We start from the raw sequence: 11831 nt of genomic DNA on the forward strand, positions 1-11831 counted from the left end.
CCTCCCCTCCCACCCGCCGTGTACCAGCTGAACCAGCTCGCCTACGCGGGCATCGGCGACGGCACCGGGCCGGAGGTCCGGCTGGGCGTGCGCAGCTGGCTGTGGCAGCGGTACGGCCTGCGGGTCGGCGGGGTCGCGTACGGGCACGGCGTGAGCGTGCACGCGCCCTCGGCCGTGACCGTCGACCTGAACCGGCCCTGCACGGCCTTGGACGCCCTCGTGGGCGTCCACGACATGACCATGGGCCTGGGCGCCGCGCGGTTCGCCGTCTACGGCGACGGGGTCCCTCTGTGGCGCTCCGGCCCGGTGCGGGGCGGGGAGGCGGCGGTGCCGGTGCACGTGCCGCTCTCGGGCTACCGCAGCGTGCGGCTCGTGGTGCATCCCCGGCGGGGCATGGGGTGGGTGGCGGTGTCGGACTGGGCGCAGTCGCGGATCTCCTGCGGGTAGCGGATCCCCTGCGGGTAGTGGAACTCCTGCGGGTAGTGGATCCCCTGCGAGGATGACCGGCGCTCCCGCAGGCGACCGGCGCTCCTGCGGGTGGCCGGCTCTGCTCCGGGTGGCTGACTCTGCTGCAGGCGACCAGCGCTACTGCAGGTGTTCGGCTTGGCGCGCCAGCTGCGCGCGCTGCGGCGCTGCGTCCCCTTCAGAGGCCGGGCCCTCGCGCCACGCCGCCCGCGACCGCCCGCTGGCGCGGTGCCGCCGAGCCCGTCCAGCACGTGCCGCGGCGGGCCAGCAGCCGCCGCAGCCACACCTCCGTGGAGACGAGCTCCGCGAGGCCGTCCAGGGGCAGCGCACGGCCGTTCGCGGCCCCGTGCAGGGCTGCCCTGACGACCCGGGCCTCGACGAGCCCGGCGTCGGCGAGGAGCGGCGCGTCGAAGAGCTCCAGCAGGGGGCCCGAGGAGGCCCGTAGCCCCGCTCGTACGGCCGCGGCGTGGGCCGCGTGCGAGGTGGCGCCCCAGCCGGGCGGGAGTTCGCGGACGCCGGCCCCGGCGAGGACGGCGCGCAGCACCGAGGCGCGCGCCCCCGGCTGCACCCGGAGCGCTTCGGGGAGGGCCCGGCAGGCCCGTACGACCTGGTTGTCGAGGAAGGGCGCGTGGAGGCGCTGGCTGCGGACCTCGGCGGCCTGTTCGAAGACGCGGTGGTCGGCGGCGTGCCGTGCCAGGGCGGCGGCCGCGCGGCGTTCGCCGGGGCGCTGCGCGAGCCCTTGCGGCCGGACGGCCGCGGCCTGCAGCCGTACCGAGACTTCGGCCAGGGCTTCGCCCGTGAGCCAGCGGGCGGCGGGCCCGGGCCGGCACCAGGTGAGCGCGGCGAGGGAGGCGTCGACGGCGCCGCCCACCCCCGCCGGGAGGGCCGCTCCGGGTGTGTCGTCGACGACGGGGAAGGCCGTGGCCCGTAGCTGCCCGGCTGCCGCTTCCAGGCCCTCCCGGTACGACGTGCGGGCCAGCCGGCGGGCCGCCCGGTAGACGGTGAAGGGGATGAAGAGGGCCTGGGCGGCGCTCCTGTCGGCGCGGGCGAGCGCGGAGACGGGCCGCAGCAGGTGACGTCGGCGACGGTCCATCAGGAGGTCGGCCAAGCGCGCCGGATGGGCGTCGAGGACCTGGCGGGCGCCGTGCCCCACGAGGTGGTCCGCGCCGCCCACGGCCAGCCGGTGGCGGTGGCGCTCGGCGGTGACGAGGGCGGGGCCCGGCTCGTCGGTCAGGGGCCCGCCGGCCAGGTCCGCGTAGGGCAGGGCTTCTTCGCCCGCGGCGACGACGATGTGCCGCAGCCGGGGGTTGGCCGCGATGGCGTGGGCCCGTTCGAGCTCGGCCTCGCGGACGCGGTTGTCGTCGGTGACGAGGTCGTTGAAGGTGACGGCGAGCAGCCGTTCGCCGCCGCCGGTGCCGTGGCCCGGGGGCGTGCCGGGCATCCCGGGCAGGCCTGCGGCGAGCAGCGCCAGGGTGGCGGAGGCGCTGCCCCCGGAGAGGTCGGCGCCGATGCTCGGGGCGGGGCCGCCGCGGGCGGCGCGTCGGTGGGCGGGTCCCATGCCGGGCACGGGCCCGGGGTCGCGGCCGCCGAAGCCGTGGTCGGGGGCGTGCCGGGGGGCGGCGAGGCGCGTCCGCACGGCCTCGACGAGCGCGCTCCTTATGCCGTCGACGGCCTGCTCGGGCTGGAGCTGCGGGGCGGAGACGGCCAGCGACGCCGTCGGTTCGTAGCCGGTGATCTCGCGTGTGCCGTCGCGCAGCACGAGGGCGTGGCCGGGCGGCACGCGCCGTACGCCCTTGTAGGGCGTGCCGTCGCCCAGGGCCTCCGGGGAGTCGGGGCAGGCGAGGAGGGCGGCGAGGTGGCCGATGTCCAGCTGGGCCTCGATGAGGTCGGCGAGGGGCAGGGCGGCGGTGGCGTAGGCGGTGCCGCCGGCCCAGGCGGTGTGGAAGACGGGCCGGGCGCCCGCCAGGTCGCCGACGACCGTGGTGCGACGGCCGACTTGGGCGATGGCGGTGTAACTGCCGGGCCAGGCCGTGAGGTGGCGCAGGGCGCCTCCACGGGCGGCAACGAGCCCGACGCGCAGCTGCTCGTCGCCGGCGCCGCAGCGGCCGAGGACGGCGAGGCGGGTGAGGGGGTCCAGCTGGACGACGCGGACCTCGTCGGGGCGCCAGTCGCCGACGGCCCACAGGGGGGCCGGGTCGCCCCACAGGAGCTGGGCGCCGACGGGGTGAACGGTGGGGCCTTCGAAGGCGGGGGTGTCGTGGGTGTTGCGAGCGGTGCGGTTGCTGCCGCTATTTCCGTAACCGCCGCCTCCGTTGGGGTAGTTGCCGTAGCCGCTGTAGCTGCCATGGCTGCCATGGCTGCCGTAATTGGCGTCGTGGTCATAGGACGCCGCCCGCTGCTGCTGCCCGGTCCCCGAGGTGGTGCTGCTCCACCCCACCACCCAGCGCATTCCGCCTCCACAGGCTGTGGAAAACCGTCGTGGACAACCGTCGGACAACCTCGGACAGCCGACCGAGCACCAGCCGGACGGCCATCAAGCGCTGCCGTCCGCAGTCATCATGCACAGGAGGCCACCGGTTGCCACAACGAGACCACCACGAAAGAAGCAACCCGCTGGTCGCACCATTCACCCCAACTCGCGTGATTGCGGGGCGAAGTGGCGCGCCAGCCGGACATGTGCCGGACATGTGCATGCACCCAACCGCCATGCTGTCACGGGCAGAGGCAGCAAACGCTCACGCGCGCGTGCGGCGCGCCAAGTGGCCGCGATGAAGGCAGGGTCGAGCCGTGCGGGGCGGCAGCGCGAGGGCAGGATCCGGCCAAACTCGCGGCAACGGCTTCATGGGGGCGCACTCGCCCGGTGCTTCGACCCGTACGTCACGGTCCGGGAGGCGGTCAGCCGCCTCCCGGACCGGTCCGCCGCCCGCGGGGAATGAGGCGGCGGCTTCCCCCAGCCCACTGGATCCAGGCAGCGGGCCAACCCACGCAACTCCCATGGAAGCGCCCGCCGGATGGCGTGGAACAGAGCGCACGGCGGGCGCACAGCCACACACAACCGGAGCACGTGCCCCTCGGTGCACGTCCGCACGGACCAGAATCTCGCCATCCGGGACACCACCTCTTAACGGTCGGGATGCGGGGAACTACGCTGGGTTTACGAATGCCCCGCGCCTATGCCGGGGCGGGCGTCGCGTCGTCGAGGGGTGCGCATGTCCAGGGAGCCACGCGGGCCGAACGAGAAGCTCGGCACCGTCCTCGCCCTCGCCGGGATCAGCAACGCCGGTCTCGCGCGCAGGGTCAACGACCTCGGTGCGCAGCGCGGATTGACGCTTCGCTATGACAAGACGTCCGTCGCGCGCTGGGTCTCCAAGGGGATGGTGCCCCAGGGAGCGGCGCCCCATCTGATCGCCGCGGCCATAGCCGGCAAGCTCGGACGGCCGGTCCCGCTGCACGAGATCGGCCTGGCGGACGCGGATCCGGCCCCGGAGGTGGGGCTCTCCTTTCCGCGCGATGTCGGCCAGGCCGTGCGGTCCGCGACGGAGCTGTACAGGCTGGATCTCGCCGGTCGGCGAGGGGGCGGCGGCATCTGGCAGAGCCTGGCCGGATCCTTCTCCGTCAGCGCCTACGCCACGCCCGCCTCCAGGTGGCTGATAACCCCCGCCGACAGCTCGGTCGCGCGCGAGGCCCACACGGCGGCCGGGGAGGCCGAGGGGGCGGGCGGCCCGGACGGGGCCATACCGCAGCGCGTGGGCCACAGTGACGTCAGCAAGCTGCGGGAGGCCGCCGAGGACGCGCGCCGCTGGGACTCCAAGTACGGCGGGGGTGACTGGCGTTCGTCGATGGTCCCCGAGTGCCTGCGGGTCGATGCGGCGCCCCTGCTGCTCGGTTCGTACAGCGACGAAGTGGGCCGTTCGCTGTTCGGCGCCACCGCGGAGCTGACCCGGCTGGCCGGGTGGATGGCCTTCGACACCGGCCAGCAGGAGGCCGCGCAGCGCTACTACATCCAGGCCCTGCGGCTCGCCCGCGCGGCCGCCGACGTGCCCCTGGGCGGTTACGTCCTGGCCTCGATGAGCCTGCAGGCCACCTACCGCGGCTTCGCCGACGAGGGCGTCGATCTGGCGCAGGCGGCCCTCGAGCGCAACCGCGGCCTGGCCACCGCCCGCACCATGAGCTTCTTCCGCCTGGTGGAGGCGCGGGCCCAGGCGAAGGCCGGGGACGCACCGGCGTGCGGTGCCGCGCTGAAGTCCGCCGAGGGGTGGCTGGAGCGGGCGCGCGCGGGCGATCCCGACCCGTCGTGGCTGGACTTCTACAGCCACGAGCGGTTCGCCGCGGACGCCGCCGAGTGCTATCGCGACCTGCGCATGCCGCGGCAGGTGCAGCGCTTCACCGAGCAGGCGCTGGCGCGGCCGACGGAGGAGTTCGTCCGCTCGCACGGGCTGCGGCTCGTGGTGTCCGCGGTCGCCGAGCTGGAGTCGGGCAACCTGGACGCGGCCTGCGCGGCCGGCACGCGGGCCGTGGAGGTGGCGGGACGGATCTCCTCGGCGCGCACGACCGAGTACGTCCGCGACCTGCTGCACCGGCTGGAGCCGTACGGGGACGAGCCGCGGGTGATGGAGCTGCGGGAGCGGGCGCGGCCGCTGCTGGTGTCGCTGGCGTGATCGGTAGCGCTGACGTGGCCCGTGACGCTGACGTGATCCCTGACGCTGACGTGATCGGTAGCGTCGACCTGACCCGTGCCGCCGGTCCGGTCCTTACCGCGGGCCCGATCCGTACCACCGGCCTGATCCGTACCGCGGGCCCGATCCGTACCGCCGACCTGATCCGTACCGCGGGCCCGATCCGTACCACCGGCCTGATCCGTACCGCCGGCCCGATCCGTACCGCCGACCTGATCCGTACCGCCGGCATCAGCGCAGGGGGATCCGTAGGGGATCCCTAGGGGATCCGTAAGGGGTGTGATCACTTCCCTTGGTTCCCTGCCTGACCTGGGTTTCGACCGCTTGTCAGTGGCGCAGGTCATGATGGGGGGCGTGGGTGAGGCGCCGAGGGGAACCGGCTGCCCGGTCGCGGGCGGGCCGGCGGGCGCGGGGAGGTGACGTGGTGAGGGCGTACGACTGCGATGTGCTGGTGGTCGGCGGCGGCATCGTGGGCTTGTCGACGGCCTTTGCGATCACGCGCGCCCGGCCGGGGACGCGCGTCGTGGTGCTGGAGAAGGAGCCCGGTCCCGCGCGCCACCAGACCGGGCGCAACAGCGGAGTGATCCACAGCGGGATCTATTACCGCCCGGGCTCGTTCAAGGCGCGGTTCGCGGTGGGGGGCGCGGCGGAGATGGTGGAGTTCTGCGCCGAGCACGGCCTTCCGCACGAGATCACCGGCAAGCTGATCGTGGCCACGGACCAGGCGGAGCTGCCGCGCCTGCACGCCCTGGTCCAGCGCGGCCGGGAGAACGGCGTGCCGGTGCGCGAGCTCGGCCCCGCCCAGATCGCCGAGTACGAGCCGCATGTCCGCGGCGTGGGGGCCATCCACGTCGGCTCGACGGGCGTGTGCGACTACGGCGCGGTGGCGCGCTGCCTGGCCCGTCTGGCGGAGGACGCGGGGGCCTCCGTGCGGTACGGGGCGCAGGCGCAAGTGATCGGGCGGCGTGGTGCGGCGGTCGCGGTGCGCACGGGGCTGGGCGAGGTGCTGCGCGCCCGTGCGCTGGTCAATTGCGCGGGGCTGCACAGCGACAGCGTGGCGCGGCTGGCGGGCGATGACCCCGGTGTGCGGATCGTCCCGTTCCGTGGGGAGTACTTCGAGCTGGCCCCGGGGCGTACGGATCTGGTGCGCGGCCTGGTGTATCCGGTGCCGGACCCGGCGTTCCCGTTCCTGGGCGTCCATCTCACGCGCGGCATCGACGGCACGGTCCACCTGGGGCCGAACGCGGTGCCGGCCCTCGCCCGCGAGGGCTACAGCCACCTGACCCTGCGTCCCGCGGAACTCGCCAGGACGGTGGCCTGGCCCGGCTCCTGGCACCTCGCCCGCCGCCACTGGCGGTACGGGGCGGGGGAGGTCCGCCGCTCGCTGTCCAAGCGCGCCTTCACGGAGGCGGCCCGCCGGCTGCTCCCGGAGGTGACGGAGGAGGACCTGATACCGGCCCCGTCGGGCGTGCGGGCACAGGCGGTGCTGCGGGACGGCACGCTCGTGGACGACTTCCTGTTCGCGGAGTCGCCGCGGATGGTGCACGTGCTGAACGCGCCGTCCCCGGCGGCGACGGGGTCGCTGCCGATCGGGCGGGAGGTGGCGAGGAGGGCGCTGCGGGCGATGGACGCGGGCTGATGCGGTCGGCCCGTCCTGACCTGCAGGAATGGTGATCCCTCGGCCAGTTTCGACACGCCCGTAGAATTGAAGGACTGTGTCCGAGAACCACGCTTCCCCCTCAGCCCCCGTGACCGCTCCCGTGACCGCTCCTGCGGCTGCCTCCGCGGCTGCCTCCGCATCCGCCGACGAGCGGGCCGGCGCTCCGGCCGCCGAAGCGACCGTCGCTTCTCCGGCTGCTGCGCAGCAGACCCGCGGCCGTCGCGAGCCGATGTTCCCCGACGGTCCGGCGCCGGACCCGGCGGGCTCGCACCACGAGCGGCGCATCCGCTCGTTCCAGCCGCGCCGCAGCCGGGTCACGACCGGCCAGGGCGAGGCCCTGCGCCGCCTGTGGCCCAAGTGGGGCCTGGACATCGACGGCCTGAGCAAGCTGGATCTCGGCGAGCTCTTCGGCGACCCCGAGCTGCCCGTCGTGCTGGAGATCGGCTTCGGCATGGGCGAGGCCACGGCCGTGATGGCGGCGGCGGACCCGGGCACCGGCATCCTCGCCTGTGACGTGCACACCCCCGGGCAGGGCAATCTGCTCGGCCTCGCCGAGCGGAACGGCCTCACCAACGTCCGGGTCGCCAACGGTGACGCGATCATCCTGCTGCGCGAGATGCTCGTTCCGGACTCGCTCGCCGGGCTGCGCGTCTACTTCCCGGACCCGTGGCCGAAGAAGCGGCACCACAAGCGCCGGCTGATCCAGCCGGAGTTCCTGGCGCTGGCGGCCACGCGCCTGGCTCCGGGTGCGCTCCTGCACTGCGCGACGGACTGGGAGCCGTACGCGGAGCAGATGCTGGAGGTGCTCTCCGCGGCGCCGGACTTCGAGAACACCCAGGCCGACGGGGGCTTCGCGCCGCGGCCGGAGTTCCGTCCGCTGACGCGCTTCGAGGGCCAGGGCCTGGACAAGGGGCACGTGGTCCACGACCTGCTGTTCCGCCGCAAGGCGCACTGACGCGCCGGTCGCGCGGCGGCGCGCGCCGATAGGGCCGATAGGCCGATAGGCCGGTGCGTGTCGGCGGGTGTCGGCGGGTGCCGGTGGGCGTCGGTGGGAAAGCCGGCACCGGAATACCGGGGTCGCCCCGACATCCCTTGGTTAGGGTCATCGGGTGCATGAGTCCCCACCCCACCAGCAGCCGTCGGCCGGGCCGGTGCCCGCCCCCGGGCAGCAGCCGAACTTCCCCGCGATGCCCGCCCCCGCGGGCTGGCGTTACAAGCCGCGCCGCGCCCTGTGGGACAACAAGGCGGTGCGCGCCGGCGCACTGATCCTGCTTCTGGCCCTGTGCGGCCTGGTCATCCTCGCCTTGGTGCGGGAGCAGACGGGCACCGAGGGGTTCCTGGTGGGGCTCGGCCTCGCCGTCCTGCCCGTGCCGCTGCTGGTGGCGGCGTTCCGCTGGATGGACCGGGTCGAGCCCAAGCCCTGGGGCAACCTGGTCTTCGCCTTCTCGTGGGGCGCGTGCGCGGCCACCTTGATGGCCATCATCGCGAACGGTTACGCCACGGAGTGGCTGGTGAGCTCCGTCGACCTCGCGCAGCGCTCGGAGGCCGACAAGTGGGGGGCGACGTTCGTCGCGCCCGTGGTGGAGGAGACCGGCAAGGCGGCCGCGGTCCTGCTGCTCTTCCTCTTCCGGCGCCGGGACTTCAACAACACCGTCGACGGCGTGGTGATCGCGGGCATCACGGCCACGGGCTTCGCGTTCACCGAGAACATCCTCTACCTGGGCAACGCCTTCGTCACCGACCAGAGCTTCGGCCGCGACGGGGTGCCGGCGGCCACGGTGGCGACGTTCTTCATGCGGGTCCTGATGTCGCCGTTCGCCCACCCGCTCTTCACCACGATGACGGGCCTGGGCTTCGGCATCGCGGCGAGCCTCGCCCCGCGCCGCAAGGTCACCCGCGTCCTCATCCCCTTCGCGGGCCTGCTCACCGCGATGGTCCTGCACGCGGTCTGGAACGGCTCGGCGAGCCTGTCGCCCCTGGCCTTCCTCGCGGTCTACGCCCTGTTCATGGTGCCCGTCTTCGGCGTCCTGACGTGGCTCGCGATCTGGTCCCGCCAGAACGAGCTGCGCACGGTACGCACCTTCCTCCCGGCCTACCAGGCCGCGGGCTGGCTCACCCCGCCCGAACCGCTCGCCCTGTCCTCCATGCGCGCCCGCGGCATAGCCCGCGACGTGGCCCGCCGCACCGGCGGCCCGGCCGCCGCCCGCACGGTCGCCGAGTACATCTCGTTCGCCACGTCCCTGGCCTTCCTCCGCCAGCGAGCCCACAGGGGCACGGCGGGCCCGGACTTCACCGCCAGGGAACAGGAACTCCTCCACCACCTCTGGCACCGCAAACACATAGCCCAACCAGCCCTCACCCAGGCCTCGGCCACCATCCCCCGCCCCTTCATCCCGATGCAGCCCCCGCCACACGGCTGGGGGGCACCGCAGCCATGGCCCCACCAGTGGGTGCCTGGTCGAGAACAGCGTCCTTGAATAGGAGCAGCGCATGTCCGACACATGGGAAGACCCCTCCAGCCGTCTGATGACGGCACTCCGCAGGCTGCACGTTGACCGCTCCTCGGGCCAGCCAGCACGGCATCAGCCCGTTGTGCTCCTCTGGGCCATCCGGCGTGCTGCGGCTGGGGAGGGCCGTCTACTCCCTTGGCGGAATGCGTGGCGCGAGCTGCATGCCATGCTTAAGGAATACGGGCGAACGGGGTCGACACCCGCGCCCGAATATCCGTTCGTCGCGCTCCACCGGTCCCCACTTTGGGAGCTCGCAGGCGTGGACGGCGAAGTCCCGCAGGCACGTGGTTCGTCGCTGCGTCCATGGCTGGATGCACAAAACCCTCTCGGTGGGCTGACCGAGGAGTTCTACGGCCTCCTCCAACGTGACCGCAACCTCTGTCGACAGGCCGTCACGACTCTCCACGAGAACTACTTCGACGACTATCGACTCGAACTTCTCCTACTGGAAACCGGCCTTCCGCTGGCTGGCTTCGATGGGTACGGCCATCCGCCACACGTCCGCATAGGCGACTCGTTCTCCCAGCGTCAATCGCTGTCCAGGGCTCGTGTGCATCGACCGCTACAGGCAGGGATCTGCGGCACTGCGGAGCTCGGCGCCGAGTCCATCGTTGTTTCCGGCGGATACGAAGACGACAAGGACTACGGCGACGAGATCATCTACACCGGGCAAGGGGGTAGAGACGAAAAAACCAAGAGGCAGTACAGGGATCAGGAGCTAACCCTGGGCAACGCCGCCCTCGCTACCAGCGCATCCACGGGTGCGCCTGTGCGAGTCATCCGTGGAGCTGGCGGCGACGCCGAGTTCTCACCCGAATCCGGGCTCCGCTATGACGGGCTCTACCGCGTTGAGGAGTACTGGTCGCAGCGTGGGGAATCCAACTTCCTCATCTGGCTCTACCGCCTACGAGCCGTGGACGCACGCCCGACGGCGATGGAGAGCCGCGAAGCGCGTGACGTTGCCGCAGCTATCAACATCATGGGCGGGGCCGCCCCTTCCGGTAACGCCAATCCCGGGCGTCGGGAGACCAGAACTCAACGGATCATTCGAAGCACGACGATCGCCGACTACGTCAAGAGCACCCATGGGCACTCATGCCAGGTGTGCGGCGTGCGCATCGAGACCCGAACGGGCGCCTATTCCGAAGCCGCACACATTTGGCCTCTCGGTAGCCCACACAACGGCCCCGATGAGGTCGAGAACGTGCTGTGCCTGTGTCCGAATCATCACGTGGCTTTCGATTTTGGAATGCTCACCATCGATGATGACCTGACCGTGACGTCACACGGTGCAAACTCCAGCACACATCGACTTCGTGAACACCCGGACCACCCCATAAAGAGGGAAAATCTCGCCTACCATCGCCGAATCCACGAGCGATAGTCACCGTCATAGCCTGGCGTGCCATCTGCCTCGTGCCAAGTACGTCGTGCCGTCCGGCTTGATGAAGACACGGGCACCGCGGACCGGGAGTTCACCGTTGGTGAGCCAGTAGGCTCGAAGCTCGTCGAGGGTGTCCCACAGACGGCGGGGGCCACCCTGGTGGATCGTAGGCGGAGTGTCGGCTACGCCCATAGCTCGGGCCCAGGAGCCGTCGGGGTGGGCCATGAGTGCAACGCGTCGGTCCTCGCGCTCCTCGTAGTGGTGCTCGATGCCGGGGATCATGACGTCGAGCATGGAGGAGAGGTCCCAGGCCTCCACCACGTTCACGACCGGATATCGGCCGGTGGTGATCTGCTCTCCTTCGTGGGTTCGGGCGATGGAGAGCAGGTCACCTGCGCCCGCCGGGTAGTCGGCGCCGGCCCTCGTCCTCATGAAGCCCGCCCGATCCCACTCGACGCGACCCGTCGCTCCACCGTCCTCGTCTTTCTCCGCCGTGATGAGGAGAGACGTACCGGCGATCGTGGTGACGAGTCGACCGCCGGGTTTCAGAGCGCTCAGCCAGCTCGCCGGAACCGGGCGAACTGCGACAGTGGCCACAATACGGTCGAAGGAGCCAGGCAACGTGCCCGTTGCATCCACGGTTTCGACCGTGGGGTGCCGGCCGATCCGGTCGAGGCGTTCGCGTGCCGCCTCCACGAGGTAAGCGTCAACGTCCACGCTCGTCACCTGTTCCTCGCCGAGCCGAGACGCAGCAAGCGCGGCGCCGTAACCCGACCCCGTACCGATGTCGAGTAGGGAATCGTGGCTTCCCATCCGCGCGTGCTGAAACATCCGGACGACGAGGCTCGGCAAGGTCGAGGAGGAAGTGGGAAGGCCAGTGGGGTGGTCGCCGACCTTTGCGTGGTCGGCATGCCAAGGGCCGACGCTGGTGACAAGCGAGGCGTCGTGGTACGCAGCCGCCAGCCATTGCGACTCCTCGCCTGGCCCATCACACAGCGTCCAGCCATCGGCTCCTGACTTCCACCATCGCGGCACGAATACATGCCGTGGGGTTCGGGCCACGGCGGAGCGCCAGCGGGAAGACGCATGCGTCGCGCTCTCCGCGAGGGTGGTGGCGTGCGGCGTCCAGTCCACGT

General features: G+C 72.2%; 9 protein-coding genes. 7 read left to right on the forward strand and 2 right to left on the reverse strand.

Annotated elements, in window-relative coordinates; translation table 11 throughout:
* The coding region (locus tag ACSNOG_RS20200; protein ID WP_436754074.1) for an NPCBM/NEW2 domain-containing protein at positions 1 to 447 on the forward strand (447 nt) is incomplete at its 5' end.
* A gap of 196 nt (positions 448 to 643) precedes the next feature.
* Here the strand turns inward: ACSNOG_RS20200 and ACSNOG_RS20205 are convergent.
* Complete coding sequence (locus ACSNOG_RS20205; RefSeq protein WP_436754075.1) at positions 644 to 2914, reverse strand: asparagine synthase-related protein; 2271 nt, start codon at positions 2912 to 2914, stop codon at positions 644 to 646.
* Between the two features lie 760 nt (positions 2915 to 3674).
* Between ACSNOG_RS20205 and ACSNOG_RS20210 the strand changes: the two genes are divergently transcribed.
* The 6 genes from ACSNOG_RS20210 to ACSNOG_RS20235 all read left to right on the forward strand — a co-directional run bounded on the left by ACSNOG_RS20210 (position 3675) and on the right by ACSNOG_RS20235 (position 10695).
* Entirely contained in the window at positions 3675 to 5123 is a 1449-nt protein-coding gene (locus ACSNOG_RS20210) for an MFS transporter (protein ID WP_436754076.1), read from the forward strand.
* A 32-nt stretch (positions 5124 to 5155) separates the two neighbouring features.
* Positions 5156 to 5404, forward strand: a complete 249-nt coding sequence (locus ACSNOG_RS20215) for a hypothetical protein (protein WP_436754077.1) — start codon at positions 5156 to 5158, stop codon at positions 5402 to 5404.
* Positions 5405 to 5565: 161 nt separating this feature from the next.
* Positions 5566 to 6780 (forward strand): L-2-hydroxyglutarate oxidase, encoded by a 1215-nt coding sequence (gene lhgO / locus ACSNOG_RS20220; RefSeq protein WP_436754095.1) that lies wholly within the window; start codon positions 5566 to 5568, stop codon positions 6778 to 6780.
* A 76-nt stretch (positions 6781 to 6856) separates the two neighbouring features.
* A complete protein-coding gene (gene trmB / locus ACSNOG_RS20225; RefSeq protein WP_436754078.1) occupies positions 6857 to 7756 on the forward strand; it encodes a tRNA (guanosine(46)-N7)-methyltransferase TrmB in 900 nt (299 codons plus the stop codon).
* Between the two features lie 154 nt (positions 7757 to 7910).
* Positions 7911 to 9278, forward strand: coding sequence for a PrsW family intramembrane metalloprotease (locus ACSNOG_RS20230; protein ID WP_436754079.1), 1368 nt, complete (start codon positions 7911 to 7913; stop codon positions 9276 to 9278).
* 292 nt (positions 9279 to 9570) lie between these two features.
* The gene (locus ACSNOG_RS20235; protein WP_436754080.1) at positions 9571 to 10695 is read left to right on the forward strand and encodes a YDG/SRA domain-containing protein; all 1125 of its coding nucleotides are present in this window, start codon (positions 9571 to 9573) and stop codon (positions 10693 to 10695) included.
* Between the two features lie 6 nt (positions 10696 to 10701).
* On the opposite strand, the gene ACSNOG_RS20240 is transcribed toward ACSNOG_RS20235, so the two are convergent.
* Positions 10702 to 11829, reverse strand: coding sequence for a methyltransferase domain-containing protein (locus tag ACSNOG_RS20240; RefSeq protein WP_436754081.1), 1128 nt, complete (start codon positions 11827 to 11829; stop codon positions 10702 to 10704).
* Positions 11830 to 11831 lie beyond the last annotated feature (2 nt).

The organism is Streptomyces sp. URMC 124 (assembly GCF_051386455.1).
GTDB lineage: Bacteria > Actinomycetota > Actinomycetes > Streptomycetales > Streptomycetaceae > Streptomyces.